Raw genomic sequence first — 22,246 nt, forward strand, 5'->3', positions numbered from 1 at the left:
GCCCGGCCCGCGCCCGGCGGCGCCGGCGGCCCGAAGACGCGGGTGGCCGCCGGCCCTACTCGCGCGTCCGGGTCCTGAAAAGGGAAGATGTGTCCGCAAGCGAAGGATGCGACCCTCACGGAGGAGTGGGCACATGCAGCACGAGCGAGCCGGCGGCCCGGCCGGCCCCGAGGATCTCGTCGACGTCGCTCGGCTGGTGACGGCGTACTACGCGCTGCGCCCCGACCCCGACGACCCGGCCCAGCGCGTGGCGTTCGGCACGTCGGGGCACCGCGGCTCGTCACTGAAGGGCGCCTTCAACGACGACCACATCGCCGCGACCAGCCAGGCCATCTGCGAGTACCGCGCCGCCCAGGGCACCGACGGCCCCCTCCACCTCGGCGCGGACACCCACGCCCTGTCCGAGCCCGCGCGGGTCACCGCCCTGGAGGTGTTCGCCGCCAACGGGGTCACCGTGCTCATCGACAGCGCCGACGGCTACACGCCGACCCCGGCCGTCTCGCACGCCATCCTCACCCACAACCGGCGCAACCCGGCCGGTCCCCGCGCGGACGGCGTCGTCGTCACGCCCTCCCACAACCCGCCCGCCGACGGCGGATTCAAGTACAACCCGCCGAGCGGCGGCCCCGCCGGCTCCGACGCCACGACCTGGATCCAGGACCGGGCCAACGACATCATCCGGGGCGGCCTCAAGGACGTCCGCCGCATCCCGTACGCGCGCGCCCTCGCCGCCGACGGCACCGGCCGCCACGACTTCCTCGGCAGCTACGTGGCCGACCTGCCCGAGGTGCTGGACCTGGACGCGATCCGGGCGGCCGGAGTACGGATCGGGGCCGACCCGCTCGGCGGCGCGTCGGTGGCCTACTGGGGCCGGATCGCCGAGGAGCACCGCCTCGACCTGACGGTCGTCAATCCGCTCACCGACCCCACCTGGCGCTTCATGACGCTGGACTGGGACGGGAAGATCCGGATGGACTGCTCCTCGCCGCACGCCATGGCGTCCCTCATCCGGCAGCGCGACCGCTTCGACATCGCCACCGGCAACGACGCCGACGCCGACCGCCACGGCATCGTCACCCCGGACGCCGGGCTGATGAACCCCAACCACTACCTCGCCACGGCGATCGGCTACCTGTACGCCCACCGCCCCGAGTGGCCCGCGGCGGCGGGCGTCGGCAAGACGCTGGTGTCCTCCGCGATGATCGACCGGGTCGCCGCCGACCTGAAGCGCGAGCTCGTCGAAGTGCCCGTCGGCTTCAAGTGGTTCGTCGACGGCCTGGCCGACGGCACGCTGGGCTTCGGCGGCGAGGAGTCGGCCGGGGCCTCCTTCCTGCGCCGGGACGGCTCGGTGTGGACGACCGACAAGGACGGCATCATCCTGGCGCTCCTCGCCTCCGAGATCACGGCGGTCACGGGCAGGACGCCCTCCGAGCACTACACCGCGCTCACCGCCCGGTTCGGCGAGCCCGCCTACGAGCGCATCGACGCCCCGGCGACCCGCGAGGAGAAGGCCCGCCTGGCGAAGCTGTCCCCGGCCCAGGTCACCGCCGACACCCTGGCCGGTGACGACGTCACCGCCGTCCTCACCGAGGCGCCGGGCAACGGCGCGGCCATCGGCGGCATCAAGGTGACCACCCGGAACGCCTGGTTCGCGGCGCGTCCCTCGGGCACCGAGGACGTGTACAAGATCTATGCCGAGTCGTTCCGGGGCACCGAGCACCTGCGCCGGGTCCAGGAGGAGGCGAAGTCGGTGGTGCTGTCCGCGCTGAGCGGCTGATCGCGGCCTCGCGCCCGAGCCGCCCCCGCGCCCGAGCCGCCCCCGCCGCGTCCCGGTCCGCGCCCGGTCAGCCGGGCTGTACCGCGGGCGTGGCCGGGGACGGGGAGCGGGGGCCGGGCACGGAGGTGGTCGCCGGCAGTTCCACCGGTGCCTCCTCGGACTGCTGCAGGATCGTGTCGCCGGGCCCCTCGTGACGAGGCGCCCTGCCGGTGGACGTCACCGACCAGACACCCAGCACCAGGGCGACCGCGGCCGCGGCGCCCACCACCCGTCCGACACGACGCCGCCGGGCACGGCCGTCCAGGCTCCGCCAGGACGGGCCCTCCCACGGGTCGTCCGGGTGCCACAGGTCACCGACGGCCTCGGCGCTGCCGCGTTCCCGCTCCGTGGCGTCGGTCGCGGGCGCCGGGCGGGGCCACGGGCGTGCCGCCCGCTGGAGGGCGGACGGTTCCTTCGGGGCGGAGGCGCGGATGGCGTGTTCGTCGTCCATGAGGAACCGCTGCCAGACGTCGTCGGGCAGCGACGGCGCGGGCTCTTGCCCCTCCGGCGTCCCGCCCTCGTCGCCGGGCCACTGCGCGGTCACGTCCGTCGCTTCCTCTCGTGTGAGGGAGTCCGCCGGCCGCCCCGCGAGCCCCCTGCGCCCCCGAATACCGCAAGGATCATCGCACAGGGCGGCCACGGGCCCGAGGGAGCCCGCCGGCTCCCGTCCCGGCAGGGGAGATCCTACGGATCCGGCCCCGGGAAGCGTGCCCACGGCGCGGGCGTCGCACACCGGACCGTCACCGGCCACGGCGCGTGCACGCGTGAAGGCCCTGGAAGGGGACTCGATCGGATAAAAGTCCGCCGTGGGAGCCGCCGTCGGCCGACGGCCGTTGCATAGGCTCAAGGCGGGGGAGGGCGGCCCGCGGTGGGACCGGGGCGGGCCGGAGCGCGTCGACACCGTGGGAGCAGGGGATGACCGACAGCAAGCCGCCACCGGGCCAGACGGCGCTGGCCCTGACGCCGTTCGTGGTGATGGCGGCGATCGCGGTCATGGACCTCCTGGCCGGACCCGGGGTCGGGCTGCTGCCGCTGGTGTCGCTGGGCCCGGCCTTCGCGGGACTGGTGGGCGGCTGGCGCCGGACCGCCGTGATCGGCGCGCTGGCCCTCCTGCTCTGCGTCGGCCTCGGGCTCTACAACGGGCTGTTCGCCGAACGGCGGGGCTACGCGGCGATGGGGTCGGTGGCCGGGGTCACCGGCGTCGGCATCGCCGCCGCCGTGGCGCGCTCCCGGCGGGAGGCCGAACTCGCCAGCGTGCGCTCGATCGCCGAGGTGTCCCAGCAGGTGCTGCTGCGGCCGGTGCCGCTGACCGCGGGGCCCGTCCAGGTCGCCGTGTCCTACACCTCCGCCGTCGCGGAGGCCAGGATCGGCGGGGACCTCTACGAGGTGGTGTCCTCGCCGCACGGCGTGCGCATCATCGTCGGCGACGTCCAGGGCAAGGGCCTGGCCGCCGTGGAGACGGCCGCCGTGGTGCTCGGCGCCTTCCGCGAAGCCGCCTACGACGAACCGGACCTCGTCGGACTCGGGGCGCGCGTGGAGCGGAGCGTGGCCCGTGAACTGGAGGGCGAACGCTTCGTCACCGCGATCCTGGCGGAGATCGGTGCCGACCGGGAGGTGGTGCTCCTCAACTACGGTCACCCCGCACCGATGCTGGTCCGGCGCGACGGCAGCGCCGACTTCCCCGAGCCGCCGTCGTACGCCCTGCCGCTGGGCCTGGGCGCGCTGGCCGCCGACGGGCCGCGGCCCTTCCGGGTCGGTTTCGCCCGCGGTGAGCAACTGCTGTTCCACACCGACGGCGTCACCGAGGCACGGGACCAGGACGGCCGCTTCTACCCGCTCGGCGAGCGCACCCACCTGCTGAAGGAACCGGACACCCACCGCGCCCTGGAGGCGCTGCGCGAGGACCTCGTCCAGCACGCGGGCGGCCCGCCCGGCGACGACGCCGCGATGCTCCTGGTGCGCTACCACGGGCACGGCGACGGCACGCCCGGACCGGCCTCCCCGTGAGGGAGCCCCGACGAGGGCGCGGCCCTGCCGTCCGCCGGCCGAGGGGGCGCCCCGCCGCCGCGCACCCGGGCCGGGTGAGGCGTTCGGCCGCCCGGCCAAATGCGCATGCTAGGTTCCTATTTGCGATGCCGGTCCGAGCTCCCGGCACCCGCGCCACGAACCCCACGGGACAGGTGACACCTGATGACGGCAGACGGCAGTGAGACCCCCGTGCCGCCCGGCGACGACGACCCGCTCCCGCGGATCCTGAGCGACACGGCCGCCCTGGCCGCACTCGACGACGCCCCCGGCGGGGCCCTGTGGCGGCTGGCGGAGCCCGGCCGCCAGCTCGACGCCAACGTCGTGCGCATCCCGCCCGGCCGCCGGGTCGACACCCACCGCGAGCCCGAACTGGACGTCCTGCTGCTGGTCCTCGCCGGCAGCGGCACCCTCACCGCCCCGGACGGGACGCATGTGCTGACCTCGGGCACCCTGACCTGGCTGCCGCACGGCTCCACCCGCGCCCTCGCGGCCGACGACGGCGGACTGACGTACCTGACCGTCCACCGACGGCGCCCCGGCATGCGGATCCAGCGGCCGGGCCCGGACTCTCCCGGCCCGGCCGGGGCCACAAAGTGATAACAGCAGACAACGCCTGAACGAATGATGCGGTCTTGACCGCCATGAAGATCTCTTTTCTGATCCACAACGCCTACGGGATCGGAGGGACGATCACCACCACGTTCAACCTGGCCGCCGCCCTGGCCGCGCAACACGACGTGGAGATCGTCTCCGTCCTGCGCCACCGGGAGGACCCGAACCTCACCCCGGGGCCCGGCGTCGCCCTGCGGGCCCTGGTGGATCTGAGACGGGAACAGGACCATCCGCTGCACCGGAGACCGGCCGCCGTCTTCCCGGCCGCCGAGTACCGCTACCACCAGTACAGCGAACTGACGGACCGGCGGATCGCCGAGTGCCTCGCCGCCACCGACGCCGACGTGGTCGTCGGCACCCGGCCGGGACTCAACGTGCACCTCGCGCTCCAGGCCCCCGACCGGGTCGCCCGGATCGGACAGGAGCACCTCACGCTCGCCCACCACTCGCCGCGGCTGCGGACCGCACTGCGCCGCGCCTACCGCGGCCTCGACGTGCTCACCACGGTCACCGAGGCCGACGCCGACGCCTACCGGCGCCGCATGCGGCTGCCCGGGGTGCGCGTGGAAGCACTGCCCAACAGCGTGCCCGACCCCGTGCTGCCCCCCGCCGACGGCACGGCGCACGTGGTGATCGCCGCCGGACGGCTGGTCCCCGTCAAGCGCTACGACCTGATCGTCCGGGCGTTCGCCCGCGTCGTGGCGGAGTTCCCCGACTGGCAGCTGCGCATCTACGGCCGGGGCGAGGAACACGACCGCCTGCGGGCGCTGATCGAGCAACTCGGGCTGTGGGACCACGTGTTCCTCATGGGCACGGCCAGCCCCATGGAGGCCGAATGGGTCAAGGGCGCGATCGGCGCGGCCGCCGCCGACTTCGAACCCTTCGGCATGACCCTCGTCGAGGCCCTGCGCTGCGGCCTGCCCGTGGTCAGCACCGACTGCCCGCACGGCCCGCGCGAGATCATCGCCGACGGCACGGACGGCCGCCTGGTGCCGCCCGGCGACACCGACGCCTTCGCCGCCGCCCTGCTGGACCTGGTCCGCGACGACGTCCTGCGCCGCCGCATGGCCCGGGCCGCCCTCACCCGCGCCGCACGGTACGCCCCGGGACCCGTCGTGGCGCGGGCGGAGCGCCTGCTGCGGGCCGCGACCGAGGCCCGCGCCGCCGGCACCCGGCCCGCTCCGGTCCGCGCGGGACTGCACCACGCCCTCGTCGGCCACGGCCACGCCGCACGCGACCTCGCCCGCATCGCGGCCTCCCGCACCCTGCGCACGCTCCGGAAGGGACGCCGATGACCGCCGGCGAACGCGATCCCCACCCCCGCGCCGACTGCACGGCCGACGCCTCCGGCCGCCTCACCGTCACCCTCTGCGGGCCCGCGCCGGAACACGCCCGGCTCGCGCTGGTCCGGCGCCCCGGCAAGGGACGCCCGGAGGAGGAACCGCTGGTGATCGGCCTCCGGCAGGACGGCGACGACGGCCGGCCGCGCGCCGAACTGCCCCCGGAGCCCGCGCTGGTGGAGGGCCGCTGGGACATGTACCTGCTGACCGGCCCGGACGGGGCGCGCCGACGACTGCGCCCCCGGCTGCGGGACGTCCGGGCCCTCGTCGACGGCCGCCGCCGCGACCGGCCCTCACCGGTGGCGGTCCGCGTGCCCTACACCACCAGGGACGGCTTCCTCGCCGTCCGGGCCTGGCTGCGCACCGCGCACGCGGAAGCCGGGCCGCTCGCCCTCGACGACCGCGCCCTGACTCTGCGCGCCCGGCTCCACGGGGCGCGGTGCGCCGACGGAGCCGCCGCGGTGCTGCGGCTGCGCGCGCGCACCGGCACCGTGCGCGAGCTTCCGGTGGACGCCGACGGCCGGGACGTCACCTTCACGGTGCCCCACGCCGAACCCGTGGACGACGGGGACCACATCTGGGACGTGTACGTGCGGCCCGCCGTGGACGCGCCGCTCATCCGGGTCGGCCGCCTGCTCGACGACGTGGCGGACCGCAAACGTGTGCACGTGTATCCGCGGGTCACGGTCGGCGGAGCGGCACTGCGGCCCTACTACACCGTCGACAACGACCTGTCCCTCGCGGTGACCCGGGCGTCCGAAGGCTGACGGCCGGCCCGCGGACGCCGGGGCCGGGGGAGCGGCCGGGTGCCGTTCCCCGGCCGGCCCTTGACCGTTCACCGTGCCGGACGGTTGTGTCACCCCCATGACCCAGCCGCCCCCCGGCCGCCGCCCGCGCGCCGCCCTGGCCATGTCCCCGGACGCCGCGGCCGCCGTCCTCGACGCCGAGTTCCTCGCGGCCCTCGCCGCGGTCTGCGACCTCACCGGGCACCCGGTGCTCGACGACCTCACCACCCCCGAGGCCCGCGCCGTGCTCGCCGGGACCGAACTGCTGGTCACCGGGTGGGGCTGCCCGCCCCTGGACGCGGCGGTGCTGGAGTCGGCGCCGCTGCTGCGGGCCGTCGTGCACACCGCGGGCAGTGTACGCGGCCATGTCACCGACGCCTGCTGGGAACGCGGCATCGAGGTCTCCTCCGCCGCCGCGGCCAACGCCGTGCCGGTCGCCGAGTACACCCTCGCCATGATCCTGCTGACCGGCAAGCACGTCCTGGAGTCCGCCCACGCCTACCGGACCTCCCGCACCCGCCCCGACTGGCTGCGCACCCCCCGCTCCGTCGGCAACCACCGCCGCACCGTCGGCATCCTCTCCGCGTCGCTCATCGGGCGCCGGGTCATCGGCCTGCTGCGCCCCCACGACATCGACGTGCTGCTGTACGACCCGTACGTCACGGACGACGAGGCCCGTGAACTCGGGGTGCGGCGCGTGGGGTTGGCGGAGCTGTTCCGCGGGTGCGACACGGTCAGCGTGCACACCCCGCTGCTGCCGGCCACCCGGGGACTGGTGAGCCGCGAACTGATCGGGTCCATGCGGCCCGGCGCCGTGCTGGTGAACACCGCGCGCGGCGCGGTCGTGGACCAGGACGCGCTGACCGACGCCGCCCTCGCCGGTCGCATCCGCGCGGTGCTCGACGTGACCGACCCCGAACCCCTGCCGCCGGAGCACCCGTTGTGGAGTTGCGGGAACGTCCTCATCACCCCGCACGTCGCCGGTGCGCTCGGCAACGAATGGCGCCGCCTGGCGGACTGCGCGGTCGCCGAGGCCCGGCGGTGGGCGGCAGGGGCCGGCTTCCGTCATCCGGTGCGGCGCGAGGGCCTGGCCTTCCTCGCCTGAACGTCCGCCCGGCGGACCGACGAGGCAGGCGATCCCCCTGCCGATTCCCGGCCGAAGGGCGGCACCCGCCTCCCAAGCGGCCGGACGGGAACATCTCATCGGCGGGTGAACCGGCGCCCCGGGCTGTCAGGACGCGGAGGCGTCGCCCTCCCCGGTGTCCGGGGCGGTGGCGTCCGGCGCGCTGTAGAAGACCGACGAGCCCTGCTTGCTGCGCTGGGCCCGGTTGCGCGCGACCAGCCCCTCCAGCGTGCTGCGCACCACGGTGATCTTGACGGCGCGTTCGGGGTGGGCCGCCCCGAGCGCCCTGGTGATCTCGGCCGCCGAGCGCGGCTCGCCCTGCTCCGCCAGATGTCCGCGGACCAGGTCGACCAGCTTGGGACCCTCCGACGTCCCCTTCGCCTTCGCCCCGCCCGCCGCACGCGCCGGCGCCTTCCCGGCCGCCCTTCCCGAGCTTTCGCGCCCCGGGGCCCGTCGCGCCGCCGACGTGCTCCTCCTCCCGCGCTTCGGCTGTTCCGCGGCCTCCTTGGCGCCCCGTTTCCGCCGTGGCGCCGGGACGGTCGTGCTCCCGGCCGGCGCCTCCGCCTCCGGCTGCGCGGGCGCGGCCCCCAGCGCCTGCTGCATGTTCAGCAGGACGGCGTGGTCGTGCTGCAGGGCGGCCAACTGCTGCTGCAGCGCGGCGATGTCACCGCTGATACGTTCCTGCTCCTTGATGTTGCGCTCGAGGTCGCTCGCCACCTGCGCGGTGTAGTGGGACGTGAGATCCGTGGCGGCAGTGGTGCTCTCGGACATGGCGGTGTCCCTCCCGTAGGTGTCCTGGTGGCCAGTCATGCTACGGCCGCCCGGCCCGGCCCGTGGCTCCTCCCGGAGGGTCACCGTCCCCACACGCGGTGCGCGGAACGCCTGTTCCCCCGCGGACGGGGTCTTGCTCCACTCGGGGCACCGGCGCCGGACCCGCGCGCCGGACCGACGGTTTCCGGCCCGCCGAAGTCAGGCTGACCCCATGGCTTCATCGATCGAGCGTCCACCGCGTGAGGGCCACCGGCACCGCCCTCCGGTCCGGGCGGGACGGCCGTCCGCCCCTGTCCGCGCGCGCCGCCGCCTGCCGTCGGTGGTCGTCGCCCTCGTCGTGACAGCGGCCCTGTCCGCGTGCGGTGTTCTCGGGGGCGGCCCGGCGCCGGACGCCGCACCGGAGAAGGCCCCGGCGACGTCCGCCCCGGCCTCCGTGGCCCCGGCGGCCGGCGCACCCGGTGCCGCGGGCACCGCGCAGGGCAGGGCGGGTGCCGGAGTGGCGACCACCGCCCCCGCCCGGCTGCCCGGACTGGGACCGGAGACCCTCGGGCAGATCCCCGGGGACACCGGTCAGGTCGTCGTGGTCACCGGCCGCGGCAAGGACTCCTCCCGCTCCGAGGCCGTGCTGCACCGGCGGACCGCCACCGGATGGGAGGCGGGTCCGGCCTGGCCGGCCCACAACGCCCTGAAGGGCTGGACCGACGACCACCGCATGGGCGATCTGAGGTCCCCCGTCGGCGTGTTCACCCTGAGCGACGCCGGCGGGCTCCTGCCCGACCCCGGGACCCGGCTGACCTACGACCAGTCCCCGGGCTTCGCCATCAGCGGCACCGGCTTCGAAGGGGAGTCGCTCGAGGGGTCGTTCGACTACGTCATCGCGATCGACTACAACCGCGTGCCGGGCACCTCCCCGCTGGACCGGACCCGGCCGCTCGGCGCCGACCGGGGCGGCGGCGTGTGGCTGCACGTCGACCACGACGGGCCCACCCAGGGATGCGTGAGCCTGAAGGAGCGGCACATGAAGGAGCTCCTGCGCGTCCTCGACCCGGACCAGCACCCGGTCGTCGTGATGGGGGACGCGGAGTCCCTCCTCCGGTGAGCGCGGGCGCACGTCACGCCGCCGCGCCGCCGGCCGCGCGTCGCCGGACGGCGGGCCGCCGTAGCCCGTCCGGGTGGGTACGGCGGCCGGGCGCCGCCGTACGGTGCCGCTCCGCGGCGGTGCCGCCGGGGCGGGGCGCATGACCCGGCACGCCTCGTCCGACCCGCTGCCGAAGGCGCTCGTCGCGGTCACCGCCGTCACCGCGATCGTCGACGCCGTGGCCTTCCTCGGGCTCGGGCAGATCTTCACCGCCTTCATGACCGGCAACCTCCTCTTTCTCGGCTTCGCGGCCGCCGGCGCGGACGGCCTGGAACCGCTCGGGTCCGGCACGGCGCTCACCGCGTTCGCCGCGGGCGCCGTCGTCGGCAGCCGGCTGGGTGCGGCGATGGCGGCCCGCCGCTACCGCCTGTGGCTGTTCACCTCGGCGACCACCGCGGCCACCCTGCTGGTCGCGGCGGGGGTCACGGCCATCGGCCTGGACCTGGTCGACCAACGCGACCCGGTGCCCCGGCACCTGGTGGTGATCGCCCTGACGGCCCTCGCGATGGGTCTGCGCAGCGCCACGATGTGGCGGCTCGGGGCGGTGCTGAACACCACCCTGGTCACCGGCACCCTGGTCACCCTGATCCGGACCTCGGCCCTGGGCGGGGGAACAGGGGGAGAGCTGCAGCGGTACCGGGCGGCCGGCCTGATGGCCGTCGTCGCCGGGGCGGCGATCGGCACCCTGCTGCTGCGGGTGGGACTCTCCGCGGCCCTGCTGGTGGCGGCCGCCGGCGTCATGGCGGGCATGGGCGCCTACGTCGCGCACCCGGCGTCGCGGCGTGGGCCCGGGGCGTGAGACGGCGCCGGGGGTACGGCGTCACCGGCGGGTGATCCGCAGCGTCACCACGTGCCAGTGGGTCTCCACCGCCTTGGGGTCGGCGGCGGCGCGGGCCCGCAGCCCCTCCGCGAGCGCCCCGGCCGCGGCGGACACCTCCGCCTCGGAGCGTCCCGGGTCGAGCGCACTGAACAGGGACGGCTGGAAGGCGGCCTGGAAGAAGCCCGTCACCCCCTCGGCGAAGGCCGCGGCGTCCCCGCTCTCCTCGAACCGCTCCAGGTGCAGGTCGGGCAGGGCCACCAGGTCGTGCTCCTCGACCTTGAGCACCTCCGCCAGCGGTTCCGTGCGCAGCGGCGCGAGGAACTCCTCCGCGGTGCGGTTCCAGGTGGGGATCGTCATCCGCGCGTACTCGGCAGACGTGATCAGGCCCTGCCGCGCCAGGTCGCCCAGGACGTCGTCGGCGGCGTCCATCAGCCCCTCGGCGCCGCTGGCGCCGTCGTCGGTGCACGCCCCGCCCAGGACGACGAGCTGACCGCCGGAGCGCAGCTCCCGCGCCCGGTGGGTCAGGAACGCCTCCCAGTCCTGCCGGGACTGCTCCCGCAGCGCCTCGCGCACCGCGCCGGTGGCCCGGGAGCTGAAGACGTGGCCCATGACCGGACCGGGCACCCGGGACAGCCAGTGCACGGCGATCGCGCTCCAGGCCAGGTGGAGTTCCGCGGTCGGGAACAGAGGTTCGTAGAAGGAGCGGGCCTGCGCGCAGGCGTACACGTCGGGCTCTTGCACGTAGGAGTCGGGGGAGCCGGTGAGGGTGTCGAACAGGGCGTTGAAGTCGTTCGCCGGGATGTCGGTGTGGACCACCGTGACCGGGGTGCGGGCACCGGTGCGGGCACGGACCCCCTCCACCACGGCACGCAGCGGGGCCAGCGAGTTGGTCCCGGCCGCCGCACCGAGGTCGGCGACCCGGAACGGGGAGCCGTCGCGCGGCACGACCATCGTCTCCAGGGCGCGGTGCAGCAGAGGCATCCCGTGGTCGGCGGCGCGGTGCTGCACGCGGGAGTGCCGGGCGTACCCGTGCCCCATGGCGCCTTCGCCGACCTGGGGGCTGTCCGACCCGCTCATACGCACCTCGCTCCGGCAGCTCTGCCCCCTCTTTCACCCTAGTCAGGGCGCCGCGGGCCGCCACCGGTGACGGCTCGCGCCCGGTGGCGGGCCCGCCCGGTCCGGGCCTCAGGTGCTGTCGAGGTCCGGCGGCGGATGCTCCCGCGGCCGTCTCTCGGGGCGCCCGGGGCCGCTCTCCCCGGCGGTGAGGTGCTCCAGCACCTCCATCAGCTCCTGGCAGGCCCGCTCCACCGACCGTCTCGTGTTGTGCTGTTCGGTGATCACCGCGGACAGCAGCAGGGCGGTCAGCGCCATCGCCCCGTTGAACGCCTGGAGATTCAGCATCACCTCGACCCGGTTCAGCTCCTGGAAGGGGCCGGCCCGGTCCGTCGCCGCGACGGTGGCCATCACGGAGGCCAGCAGCACGCACAGCATGCTGCCCGCCAGCTGGAAGCGCAGGGCCGCCCAGATGACCAGCGGGTACACCAGGAACAGCAGGCTGGCGGGGCTGCGGGTGGCGATCGGCACCAGACAGCACGCGATGAGTGCCAGGCCCACCGCCTCCTTCCACCGGTCCCACCGCCACGGCCGGCGCAGCCGCAGCCGCCACAGGAGCAGCAGGACCGGCGTGATGATCAGTACGCCCATCGCGTCGCCCACCCACCAGGCCAGCCACAGCGCCCAGAAGCTCTGCTCGCCGACCCCGGCCGTCGCCGCGAGCAGTCCGGCCCCGGTGCCGGAGCTGATCAGCATGGCGCCGAACGCGCCCAGGAAGACGAGGGCCAGCCCGTCCCGCAGGCGCGCCAGATCGGTGCGGAAGCCCACCCGGCGCAGCATCAGGCAGCCGCACACCGGGGCGATGGTATTGCCGGCCACCAGGCCGAGGGCGGAGGGCTCGGGGGACGTCGTCAGGGACAGGATGACCGCGAAGGCGCCCAGGGAGATCCCCGGCCACACCCTGAGTCCGTAGATCAGCAGCGCGGCCGTCGCGACGCCGGTGGGCGGCCAGACGGGGCTGACGACCGAGTCCTCGATGACCAGTTCGCGCAGCAGGCCCAGCCGTCCCGCGGCGTAGTAGCAGGCGGCGATCGCCAGCGTCCGTACGGTGAAGACGGCGGCTGCCCGCGGATCCAGGCTGGTCGTCACATCAGACATGAGACACCGGCGCCGCGCCGTCTGCGAGGCGGGAGCGGCGGGCCCCCGCCCTATGGCGCAGCGGCTCGCGGGTCGTGCGCGAGGACCAGGACGGCGGCGTCGTCGTCGTGCCCCACCCGTTCCGCGCCCTTGATCACGGAGGCGGCCAGTGCGTCCGCGTCCATGGCGGCGACGGCCGCGACGCCCGCCAGCCGCACGACCTGCCCCAGCCCCTCGTCGAGCGGCATCGACGGCCCCTCCACCACACCGTCGGTGAGCATCACGAACACCCCGCCCGTGGTCAGCCGGTAGCGGGTGACGGGGTAGGCCGCGCCGGGCTGGACGCCCAGGGGCGGACCCCCCTCGTCGTCGGTGACGCCCGACCGGCCGTCCGCCGTGGCCCACACGCACGGCAGGTGGCCGGCCCGCGCGCTCTCCAGCACCCCGTTGCCGGGGTCGAGCCGCATGAAGGTGCAGGTGGCGAACAGCGACGAGCCCAGCGACAGCAGCAGGTCGTTGGTCCGGGCGAGCAGCTCCCCGGGCTCCCCGGTGACGGAGGCGAGGGCCCGCAGGCCGACCCGCACCTGGCCCATGAAGGCCGCCGCCTCGATGTTGTGCCCCTGTACGTCGCCGATCGACAGGGCGATCCGGCCGTCGGGCATGGGGAAGGCGTCGTACCAGTCGCCGCCGACGTTGAGGCCCTGGTAGGCGGGCGCGTAGCGCACGGCCAGGTGCACTCCGGGGGCCTCGGGCAGATCCCGGGGCAGCATGCCGCGCTGGAGGGCCACGGCCAGCTCGACCCGGGAGCGCTGCACCTCGGCCTGCGCGCGTGCCTGAGCGGTCAGCGTCCCGAGTCTGGTCAGCAACTCGTCGCCGTCGTCCGCGGGGCCGGTACGGGACATGGATCACTCACTCGGGGCCGAGGACGAGGCGGCCCGTGATCGCCCTCCGGGCGAAAGGTGCCTGTCCGGGTGTATCGGATCATAGTGCCGGTCGGTGGGGGGCAGCCAGTCTGTGTGCGGCCCTCTCCGTGCCCCGCGGCTGGCGGTCCGCCGCGGCCCGGAGGCCGGACCCGAGTCCCCGCCCGTCGGCCCACCGGTCCGGCCGCCATGATTTTCGGTGCACGGCTCTGGGAAGGTACGGGCCCCGTCGCTACCCTCCGGCCATGATTTCCACGGTGGTGTGGGGTACCGGGAACGTCGGCCGCGCGGCCGTCCGCGCCGTGGCCGCGCACCCCGCGCTGGACCTCACGGCGGTGCTGGTCGCCGACCGGGCCAAGGTCGGCCGGGACGCGGGCGAGCTGTCGGGTCTCGACGAGCGGCTGGGCGTGGCCGCGACCGACGACGTGGCCGCGGTGCTGGCCGCCCGGCCCCGCGCGGTGGTCTACGCGGCCTCCGGCGAGGTCCGTCCCGATGCCGCGCTGGAGGACATCGCGCGGGCGGTCCGGTCCGGGGCGGTGGTGGTCACCCCGTCCGTGTACGGCCTGTACGACCAGCGCAACGCGCCGCCCGGGATCAGGGCACCGCTGCTGGACGCGGTGGCCGCGGGCGGCGGCTCCCTGTTCGTCTCCGGGGTCGACCCGGGCTGGGCGAACGACGTGCTGCCCCTGCTGATCAGCGGGGTCGGCTCCCGCATCGACGCGATCCGCTGCCAGGAGATCTTCGACTACTCCACCTACGACCAGGAGGACTCGGTGCGCCACCTGGTCGGCATGGGGCAGCCCATGGAGCACCAGCCCCTGATGCTGCTGGAGTCCGTGCCCACGGCGGTGTGGGGCGGCCAGGTGCGCATGATGGCCCGGGCCCTGGGCGCCGAGCTCGACGAGGTGACCGAGACCGTGGAGCGACGCCCGCTGCAGGCCACGGTCGTCACCGCGGCGATGGGCGAGTTCCAGGCGGGCACCCAGGGCGCCGTCCGCTTCGAGGTGTGCGGTGTCGTCGGGGGCGAGGCCCGCATCGTCGTCGAGCACGTCACCCGGATCCACCCCTCCTGCGCCCCGGACTGGCCCCAGCCGCCCGGTGACGCCGCCGGGGTGCACCGGGTCGTCATCGAGGGCCGCCCGCGGATCGACGTCACGGTGCGGGCGAGCGACGAGGGCGGCAACGCGTCCGCGGGCGGCAACGCCACCGCCGTCGGACGACTGGTGAACGCCGTCGACTGGCTGACCGAGGCGGAACCCGGCCTCTACGACGCGCTCGACATCCCGCTGCGGGCCGCCGTCGGCCGCCTGGGCGGGCCGGGAAGGACGTGACCGCATGACCCTGCGCATCGACATCCCCGAGGGAGAGAACCCCATCTCCTATGTGTGGGGCGAGATGGTGCCCGGCATCGGCCCGGCCGCGGCCGACTTCTCGCTGGCCGTCTACGCCCACACCACCCTCGGCCTGCGGGAGTTCGAGGCGGCCCGGCTGCGGGTCGCGCAGATCAACGGCTGCGCCTTCTGCCTGGACTGGCGCACCGAACGCGACGGGCACAAGGTCGAGGACGGCTTCGCCGACGCGGTCGCCGACTGGCGCACCACGGCCTCCTTCGACGCGCGCACCCGGCTGGCCGCCGAGTACGCCGAGCGCTATGCGCTGGACCACCACCGCCTCGACGACGCGTTCTGGTCCCGGATGGCCGCGCACTACAGCCAGCGGGAGATCGTGGAACTGACCATGAGCCTCGGCTCCTGGCTGGCCTTCGGACGGCTCAACCGGGTGCTCGGCCTCGACACCGTGTGCGTCCTGCCCGGGCACTGAGGCTGAGAAAGGGCCGGGCGGCCGGGGTGTCCGACGGCACCCCTGGTCAGCCCGGCCCCGCAGCGTCCTCACAGGTCATCGGCGATGATCCGCGCGATGTTGCGCTCCGCGAGGGCGGTGATGGTGACGAACGGGTTGACGGTGGTGTTGCCGGGGACCAGCGCGCCGTCGACCACGTACAGACCCCGGTAGCCGTGCAGGCGCCCGTGGTGGTCGGTGGCCCGGTCCAGCACCGCGCCGCCCAGCGGATGGTAGGTGAGGTGGTCGCCCCAGATCTTGTGGACGCCGAACAGGTCGGTCCGGTAGATCGTGCCCTCCTTCGCGTTGATCCGGTCGAAGATCGTCCTGGCCATGTCGATGGAGGGCTGCTTCCAGGCGGTGCGCCAGTCGAGCTCCACCCGCCCGGCCGCGGCGTTCCAGCCGAAGCGGGCCCGGTGCGGGTTGGCGGTGATCGACAGGTAGAACGACGCCCAGGTCTCGATGCCCGTGGGCAGCGGCGCGATCTCGGCGAAGGCGCCGCCCGCGGCCCAGTTGTCGATGCCCGCGCACGGGATCGAGGACTGCAGGGAACCGGTCGGGTCCCACAGGTGGTTGGCGCGTCCGCACATCACGTTGCCGTTGTCGCCCCAGCCCCGGCCGACCTCCCCGTTGAGGGCGGGCAGGGCGCCGGTGGCCTTCATCCGCACCAGCAGCTTGCTGGTGCCGACGCTGCCCGCGGCGAAGAAGACCCGGTCCGCCGTCACCGACTTGGTGGCCGTGACCCGCCCGTCGGTGGCGAGTTGCTCGATGCCCACGGTGTAGCCGGTGCCGGACGCGGGGGCGACCGACGTGACCCGGTGCAGCGGGGAGACGGTGACCCGGCCGGTGGACCTCGCCCGGGCCAGGTAGGTCTGCTGGAGCGACTTCTTGCCGTGGTTGTTGCCGTAGAGGATCTCCCCGGCGAGGGCCGACCGCGGAACCGTGCCGGCGGCCTCGCGCTCCATGTAGTCCCAGTCGTAGACGTCCGGCACGAACACGAAGGGGAATCCGGACCGTTCGGCGTGCCGGCGCCCCACGCGGGCGTACCGGTAGCACTCCGCGGTGTCGAACCAGGCGGGGTCGACGCTGCCGACGCCGAGTTCGGCGTTGGCGCGCGGGTAGTGCACCTCGTACATCTCGTCGGGGTCGACGGTGGGCAGCACGGCGTGGAAGTTCTCGCGCCGGGGTGTCACCGCCATGCCCCCGTTGACCAGGGAGCCGCCCCCGACGCCCCGCCCTTGGTAGACGAGGATGCCGCCCAGGTCCTCGGCGTCCAGGATGCCGGTGTAGCGGGGGACGTCCTTGTCGAGCGGGAAGCCCAGGAAGTTGCTCAGCGGCTGCTTGGTCCGGGTGCGCAGCCAGTACGAACGGTAGTCGGGCCGGGTGGTGTTGGCGAAGATCCTGCCGTCCTCGCCGGGGGTGTCCCAGGCCATGCCCATCTCGGCCATGTGCACCTCGGCACCGGCCTGGGCGAGCCGCAGTGCGGTGACCGCGCCGCCGTACCCGGTGCCGATCACGAGCACCGGCACGCGGGCGCCCGGTTCGATGACGGCGCCGCCGGAGAGCGGCCGGGGGCGGGGTGCGGCCTGGGCGGGCGACGCGTGCGCGGCGATCGCCGCGGCGCCCAGAATGGAACCTGTTCCAGCGATGAATCCGCGCCGTGAGATTCCGCCGTATCTGTCTCTCTCCTGGAGGGTGGTGCTCATGGGGCACTCCTCGGATCGGGGGTGATTGAAACTGGTTCTACTGCTGGCCGTCGGGCAAGTCACGACATACCGGTAGGTAATCTGGGCTGTCCGGGAGGGGTGCCCGAGGCGCCGGGCGAGCGGGATCCGTCGGCGCCCTGGGGGAAGGGGGTGCGGCTGTCTAGGCTGTGGTCATGGAGCAGCGCGAGTTCATGCAGCGGGGCGTCGGGATCCTCACCGAGGCGCTGGAGATGCGGCGGCAACTGCGGGCCGACCCCGACGCGGTCACCAACAGCGGCGCGGTCTCCAAGCTGCTGGAGGAGATGCTGCCGCACATCGAGCTGCCGGCCGACGCCGGCGCCCGCGAGGTCGCGGACATCGTCACGGCGAAGCTGGGGCCCGCGATCGTGCAGATCACCTCCGCGCTGGCGTTCGCCTTCGTCCAGCTCGCCGAGGTCCACGACGCGGGCCGCACCGACGTGTCCGCCACGGACGTGCTGCGGTCCATCTCGCTGCACTACGAGACGGGAGCGGGGGAGTAGTCCGCCCGGCCGGGGCTCCGCCGCGCCGCGGTGGCCCTGCGGCGGAGGGGCGTGTCCCGTCCGTGCCCCGAACGGCTCCCGGGCGCGTCCCGTCCCCTTCGCGAGCGACTGCCGGCTCCCGGAGTCTTGACTCCTTACGCACCAGTAGCGATCCTCGGCCCGTACTGTGCGCGGTCATGACAAGCCGGGGGTCCCCCGTTCCCCGCCCGTCGAGCGGCCGTGCCGACCGCCGACGGAGGGACGTGGGCCGTGACCATCGTTCGACGCTCCACCGGCAGACGCCGACCAGTCGCCTTCCTGTCCCTGATCCTGCTCGTCCTGGCGGCGGCCCTCGGTCCCACACCGAGTTCCGCCGCCGACGGCGACTGGTGGGACCCGACGGCCCGCCCGTCCCCGGACTCGGGGATCGGCGTCACCGGTGAGCCGTTCCAGGGCACGAACTCCGCCGGAGAGGTACGCGGGTTCGTCGACGCGCACAACCACATCATGTCCAACGAGGCGTTCGGCGGCCGGCTCATCTGCGGCAAGCCGTTCTCCGACCGGGGCGTCGCCGAGGCGCTCAAGGACTGCCCCGAGCACTACCCCGACGGCTCGCTCGCCGTGTTCGACTTCATCACCAACGGCGGCGACGGCCGGCACGACCCCGTGGGGTGGCCCTCCTTCAAGGACTGGCCGGCCCACGACTCCCTGACCCACCAGCAGAACTACTACGCCTGGATCGAACGCGCCTGGCGCGGCGGACAGCGCGTGCTGGTCAACGACCTCGTCACCAACGGCGTCATCTGCTCGGTGTACTTCTTCAAGGACCGCAGCTGCGACGAGATGACCTCCATCCGGCTGCAGGCGCAACTCACCTACGACATGCAGGACTTCGTCGACCGGATGTACGGCGGCCCCGGCAAGGGCTGGTTCCGCATCGTCACCGACAGCGCGCAGGCCCGCCACGTCGTCGAACAGGGCAAGCTGGCCGTGGTGCTGGGCGTCGAGACGTCCGAGCCCTTCGGGTGCAAGCAGATCCTGGACATCGCGCAGTGCGACCGGGCCGACATCGACGCCGGACTGGACGAGCTGTACGACCTCGGCGTGCGCAGCATGTTCCTGTGCCACAAGTTCGACAACGCGCTGTGCGGCGTGCGCTTCGACTCGGGCGCGCTCGGCACCGCCATCAACGTCGGCCAGTTCCTGTCGACCGGCACCTTCTGGCGCACCGAGAAGTGCACCGGCCCCCAGCACGACAACCCCATCGGCCTGACCGCCGCGCCCGGGGCGGAGCAGAAGCTGCCCGACGGCGTGGACCTGCCCCGCTACGCCGAGGACGCCCGGTGCAACGTCCGGGGGCTCACCGACCTCGGTGAGTACGCCGTGCGCGGCATGATGAAGCGCAACATGATGCTCGAGATCGACCACATGAGCGTCAAGGCCACCGGCCGCGTCCTCGACATCCTGGAGGCCGAGTCGTACCCGGGCGTGATCTCCTCGCACAGCTGGATGGACCTGGACTGGACCGACCGCGTCTACGGTCTCGGCGGCTTCATCGCCCAGTACATGAACGGCTCCGAGCACTTCGTCGCGGAGGCCGCACGGACTGGCGCACTGCGCCAGAAGCACGGCGTCGGCTACGGCTACGGCACCGACATGAACGGCGTCGGCGGCTGGCCCGCGCCCCGCGGCGCGGACGCCCCGAACCCCGTCACGTACCCCTTCCGCAGCGTCGACGGCGGGTCCGTCCTCGACCGGCAGACCACCGGCGAGCGCACCTGGGACCTCAACACCGACGGGGCCGCGCACCACGGGCTGGTGCCCGACTGGATCGAGGACATCCGGCGGGTCGGCGGCCAGGACGTGGTGGACGAACTGTTCCGCGGCGCCGAGTCCTACCTCGGCACCTGGGGTGCCTCCGAGGCCCACCGCTCCGAGGTGAACCTCGCCGAGGGCGCCCCCGCCACGGCCTCCTCCGCCGAGTGGAACCCGTTCACCAGCTACGCGGCGGGACGCGCCGTCGACGGCGACCGGGGCACGCGCTGGGCCAGCGACTGGGACGACGGCCAGTGGCTGCGGATCGACCTGGGCGAGACCCGGCGGATCGGACGGGTCACGCTCGACTGGGAACGCGCCTACGCCCGTTCCTACCGCGTCGACGTGTCCACCGACGGCACCACCTGGCGCACCGTCTGGTCCACCGCCTCCGGTGACGGCGGCCTGGACACGGCCCGGTTCACCCCCGTGCAGGCCCGGCACGTGCGGGTGCAGGGCCTGGAGCGGGGAACCCGGTGGGGCTACTCCCTGTACGAGGTCGGCGTGCACAGCCGGTGAGCCCGCCGGGGGTCCCGCCGCGCCCGGGCGGGGCCCCCGGGGGCCGGCGGGACGGTCCGGTCCCGCGCCCGGGTCAACCCCCCTGCGTCAGCGCTCCGTCCAGCAGGTCCCGTACCGCGTCCAGGGCCGCCTCCCGGTCGGCGGGCACCAGCCCGATGCGGGTCCGGCGGTCCAGGACGTCGGCCTCGTCCAGGGCCCCCTCGTGCCGCAGCGCCCACAGCACCTCGGCACCGGTGACGGGGTGGGACGGCAGCACGCGCTCCCGGAGCCGGGGGTCGCCTGCGCCCAGTGCGTGGACCGCCGGCGCCTCCGTGCCGTGGCGCTGCACCAGCCGGCGGGGCGCGGGCAGCGCGGCCAGGGTGCGCGGTGCGGCGGCGCCGACCAGCGGGAGCGCGGCCGTGCGGGACGGGCCGGCCGCCAGCCCGCGCACACGCACCGCGGTGTCGACGGCGTCCTCGGCCATCCGCCGGTAGGTGGTGAGCTTGCCGCCCACGACGGTGACCACCCCCTCGGACGAGGTGAGGACCGCGTGCCGCCGTGAGATGTCGGCGGTCCTGGCCGACGCGCCGCCGCCGGCCGTGGTGTCGAGCAGCGGGCGCAGACCGGCGAAGGCTCCCACGACGTCGTCCCGGCGCACCGGCACGTCCACGACCGAGCCGAGGACGTCGAGGAGGAAGCCGATGTCCGTCTCCGGTGCCTCGGCGACGTCCGGGACGGGCCCCTGCACCGGTTCGTCGGTGAGCCCGACGTAGACCCGGCCGTCGTCCTGGGGCAGGACGAGGACGAAGCGGTTGGACTCGCCGGGGATCGGGATGTGCAGGCCGGCCGGGAGCGGCCCGAGGCAGTCGGGGCGCAGCACCAGGTGGGTGCCGCGCGAGGGCCGGATGCGGATGCCGTCGACCAGGCCGTCCGCCCAGACGCCGGAGGCGTTGATCACCGCGCGGGCGCGGATCTCGCCCTCCTCGCCGGTGAGTTCGTCCCGCACCCGGGCGCCCGTCCCGGTCAGGGCGAGCGCCCGCACGCGGGTGAGCACCACGGCGCCGCGCGCGGCGGCGGTCCGGGCCAGCGCGGTCACCAGGCGGGCGTCGTCGGTGAGCCGGCCGTCCCAGGACAGCAGGCCGCCGCGCAGGCCGTCGCCGCGCAGGACGGGCGCCAGGTGCCGGGTCTCCACCGCGGACAGCCGGCGCGGCGGCGGGAGCGTGGCGCGGGCGGTGCGGGCGGCGAGCCGCAGGGTGTCGCCGGCCCGGAACCCGGCGCGCGCGAGGGCGGCCTGACGGTGCGGGACCAGCGGGGTCAGCGGCAGCAGGAACGGCTGGGCGCGCACCAGGTGCGGGGCGGTGCGCTCCATCAGCACCCCGCGTTCCACCGCGCTCTCGTGGGCCACGTCGAGCTGGCCGGAGGCCAGGTAGCGCAGCCCGCCGTGGATGAGCTTGCTGCTGAAGCGGGAGGTGCCGAAGGCGAGGTCGTGGGCGTCCACGGCGACGACGCTCAGTCCGCGCGCGGCGGCGTCGAGCGCGACGCCCGCGCCGGTGGCGCCGAGGCCGACGACCAGCACGTCGACGGTGGGGCCGCCCACCGTGCGGGCGAGTTCGTGGGTGCGCCGGCGGGCCGACAGGGAGGACCCGGGGGGCGGGCCGCTGGGGGAGTTCATGGCGTGAGGGTCCTCTCCAGGAGATCGCGCAGCTCGGCGAGGAGGGCCTCGGCGCCGAGGTCGGGGTCGTCCTCGTCGGTCATGGTCCGCAGGGACAGGGCGAAGGACTGGACGACCAGCAGCAGCGAGCGGGCCTGCCGTTCGGCGTGTCCGGAGCGCACCGAGCCGTCGGCGTGTCCCTCGCGCAGGTCGTCGGCGAGCAGCCCCAGCAGGGCCTGCTGGCTGGCGCCGCGGCGGTCGAGGACGTAGGGCAGGAGCAGTTCGGGATCGACGTCCACGATCTTGCGGAACAGCGGGTGCTCCCCGAAGGCGCGCACCCCGGCCACCAGTCCGGCGACCATCCGGTCCCGGGTCGGCACGTCCGGACGGCGCTCGGGGACGACCCCGGTGGCGACGTCGACCCACTCACGGGTCATCAGGTCCCCGACCAGGGAACGCACGTCGGGCCACCGCCGGTACAGCGTCATGCGGGAGACCCCGGCGCGGCGGGCCACGTCGGTCATCGTGGTGCGGCGCACGCCGACGGCCATCACGCAGTCGCGCACGGCGTCGAGGACGGCGTCGTTGTCCGAACGGTTGTGACGAATAGGCGTCATGTGTAACAGTGTAACGCCAGGTGCGGCCGTCGGCGACGGCACCACTGCTTCATTCCGCTCGAACCGACCGGTGAGGA

Annotated in this window: 20 protein-coding genes; 12 read left to right on the top strand and 8 right to left on the bottom strand. The window is 74.6% G+C overall.

Going from position 1 to position 22,246, the window contains the following annotated elements; genetic code table 11:
* Positions 1-133 precede the first annotated feature (133 nt).
* Entirely contained in the window at positions 134-1,777 is a 1,644-nt protein-coding gene (gene pgm / locus ACIRPP_RS02660; RefSeq protein ID WP_403637335.1) for a phosphoglucomutase (alpha-D-glucose-1,6-bisphosphate-dependent), read from the top strand.
* A 67-nt stretch (positions 1,778-1,844) separates the two neighbouring features.
* On the opposite strand, the gene ACIRPP_RS02665 is transcribed toward pgm, so the two are convergent.
* Positions 1,845-2,360, bottom strand: coding sequence for a hypothetical protein (locus ACIRPP_RS02665; RefSeq protein ID WP_403637337.1), 516 nt, complete (start codon positions 2,358-2,360; stop codon positions 1,845-1,847).
* A gap of 371 nt (positions 2,361-2,731) precedes the next feature.
* Between ACIRPP_RS02665 and ACIRPP_RS02670 the strand changes: the two genes are divergently transcribed.
* From ACIRPP_RS02670 to ACIRPP_RS02690, 5 genes are all read left to right on the top strand, one after another.
* On the top strand, positions 2,732-3,823 hold the full coding sequence (locus ACIRPP_RS02670; RefSeq protein ID WP_403637339.1) for a PP2C family protein-serine/threonine phosphatase: 1,092 nt from the start codon (positions 2,732-2,734) through the stop codon (positions 3,821-3,823).
* A 183-nt stretch (positions 3,824-4,006) separates the two neighbouring features.
* Positions 4,007-4,441, top strand: coding sequence for a cupin domain-containing protein (locus ACIRPP_RS02675; RefSeq protein ID WP_403637341.1), 435 nt, complete (start codon positions 4,007-4,009; stop codon positions 4,439-4,441).
* Between the two features lie 44 nt (positions 4,442-4,485).
* Positions 4,486-5,751 carry a glycosyltransferase gene (locus ACIRPP_RS02680; RefSeq protein ID WP_403637581.1) on the top strand — a complete coding sequence of 422 codons (1,266 nt, stop codon included), beginning with the start codon at positions 4,486-4,488 and terminating at the stop codon, positions 5,749-5,751.
* On the top strand, positions 5,748-6,563 hold the full coding sequence (locus tag ACIRPP_RS02685) for a transferase (RefSeq protein ID WP_403637343.1): 816 nt from the start codon (positions 5,748-5,750) through the stop codon (positions 6,561-6,563). The genes ACIRPP_RS02680 and ACIRPP_RS02685 overlap by 4 nt, the downstream gene beginning before the upstream one ends.
* 97 nt (positions 6,564-6,660) lie before the next feature.
* Positions 6,661-7,686 (top strand): hydroxyacid dehydrogenase, encoded by a 1,026-nt coding sequence (locus ACIRPP_RS02690; protein ID WP_403637345.1) that lies wholly within the window; start codon positions 6,661-6,663, stop codon positions 7,684-7,686.
* A gap of 126 nt (positions 7,687-7,812) precedes the next feature.
* On the opposite strand, the gene ACIRPP_RS02695 is transcribed toward ACIRPP_RS02690, so the two are convergent.
* The gene (locus tag ACIRPP_RS02695; protein ID WP_403637347.1) at positions 7,813-8,475 is read right to left on the bottom strand and encodes a hypothetical protein; all 663 of its coding nucleotides are present in this window, start codon (positions 8,473-8,475) and stop codon (positions 7,813-7,815) included.
* Between the two features lie 211 nt (positions 8,476-8,686).
* Here ACIRPP_RS02695 and ACIRPP_RS02700 point away from each other — a divergent pair, with 211 nt between their 5' ends.
* Together ACIRPP_RS02700 and ACIRPP_RS02705 are read left to right on the top strand one after the other, a co-directional pair.
* Entirely contained in the window at positions 8,687-9,574 is an 888-nt protein-coding gene (locus ACIRPP_RS02700) for a hypothetical protein (RefSeq protein ID WP_403637348.1), read from the top strand.
* 139 nt (positions 9,575-9,713) lie between these two features.
* Positions 9,714-10,412 carry a YoaK family protein gene (locus ACIRPP_RS02705; protein WP_403637350.1) on the top strand — a complete coding sequence of 233 codons (699 nt, stop codon included), beginning with the start codon at positions 9,714-9,716 and terminating at the stop codon, positions 10,410-10,412.
* 21 nt (positions 10,413-10,433) lie between these two features.
* Here the strand turns inward: ACIRPP_RS02705 and ACIRPP_RS02710 are convergent, their stop codons facing one another.
* The 3 genes from ACIRPP_RS02710 to ACIRPP_RS02720 all read right to left on the bottom strand — a co-directional run bounded on the left by ACIRPP_RS02710 (position 10,434) and on the right by ACIRPP_RS02720 (position 13,525).
* Positions 10,434-11,510, bottom strand: coding sequence for a hypothetical protein (locus ACIRPP_RS02710; protein ID WP_403637352.1), 1,077 nt, complete (start codon positions 11,508-11,510; stop codon positions 10,434-10,436).
* Positions 11,511-11,618: 108 nt separating this feature from the next.
* On the bottom strand, positions 11,619-12,644 hold the full coding sequence (locus ACIRPP_RS02715) for an MASE1 domain-containing protein (protein ID WP_403637354.1): 1,026 nt from the start codon (positions 12,642-12,644) through the stop codon (positions 11,619-11,621).
* A 50-nt stretch (positions 12,645-12,694) separates the two neighbouring features.
* Positions 12,695-13,525: a PP2C family protein-serine/threonine phosphatase gene (locus ACIRPP_RS02720; protein ID WP_403637356.1), complete on the bottom strand. Its 831-nt coding sequence runs from the start codon at positions 13,523-13,525 to the stop codon at positions 12,695-12,697.
* A gap of 263 nt (positions 13,526-13,788) precedes the next feature.
* Between ACIRPP_RS02720 and ACIRPP_RS02725 the strand changes: the two genes are divergently transcribed.
* Entirely contained in the window at positions 13,789-14,874 is a 1,086-nt protein-coding gene (locus ACIRPP_RS02725; RefSeq protein WP_403637358.1) for a dihydrodipicolinate reductase, read from the top strand.
* Between the two features lie 10 nt (positions 14,875-14,884).
* A complete protein-coding gene (locus ACIRPP_RS02730; protein WP_403637583.1) occupies positions 14,885-15,364 on the top strand; it encodes a carboxymuconolactone decarboxylase family protein in 480 nt (159 codons plus the stop codon).
* 68 nt (positions 15,365-15,432) lie between these two features.
* Here the strand turns inward: ACIRPP_RS02730 and ACIRPP_RS02735 are convergent, their stop codons facing one another.
* Positions 15,433-17,088, bottom strand: coding sequence for a GMC oxidoreductase (locus tag ACIRPP_RS02735; protein ID WP_403637360.1), 1,656 nt, complete (start codon positions 17,086-17,088; stop codon positions 15,433-15,435).
* A gap of 173 nt (positions 17,089-17,261) precedes the next feature.
* Here ACIRPP_RS02735 and ACIRPP_RS02740 point away from each other — a divergent pair, with 173 nt between their 5' ends.
* Together ACIRPP_RS02740 and ACIRPP_RS02745 are read left to right on the top strand one after the other, a co-directional pair.
* Positions 17,262-17,609: a hypothetical protein gene (locus ACIRPP_RS02740; RefSeq protein WP_164346631.1), complete on the top strand. Its 348-nt coding sequence runs from the start codon at positions 17,262-17,264 to the stop codon at positions 17,607-17,609.
* A gap of 249 nt (positions 17,610-17,858) precedes the next feature.
* The gene (locus ACIRPP_RS02745; RefSeq protein WP_403637362.1) at positions 17,859-19,922 is read left to right on the top strand and encodes a discoidin domain-containing protein; all 2,064 of its coding nucleotides are present in this window, start codon (positions 17,859-17,861) and stop codon (positions 19,920-19,922) included.
* Positions 19,923-19,995: 73 nt separating this feature from the next.
* On the opposite strand, the gene ACIRPP_RS02750 is transcribed toward ACIRPP_RS02745, so the two are convergent.
* The gene (locus tag ACIRPP_RS02750; RefSeq protein ID WP_403637364.1) at positions 19,996-21,573 is read right to left on the bottom strand and encodes an FAD-dependent oxidoreductase; all 1,578 of its coding nucleotides are present in this window, start codon (positions 21,571-21,573) and stop codon (positions 19,996-19,998) included.
* Positions 21,570-22,169, bottom strand: coding sequence for a TetR/AcrR family transcriptional regulator (locus ACIRPP_RS02755; protein ID WP_403637366.1), 600 nt, complete (start codon positions 22,167-22,169; stop codon positions 21,570-21,572). Before ACIRPP_RS02755 ends, ACIRPP_RS02750 begins: the two co-directional genes overlap by 4 nt.
* Positions 22,170-22,246: the final 77 nt, after the last annotated feature.

This window comes from Streptomyces sp. NPDC101219, from assembly GCF_044767675.1.
Taxonomy (GTDB): Bacteria; Actinomycetota; Actinomycetes; order Streptomycetales; family Streptomycetaceae; genus Streptomyces.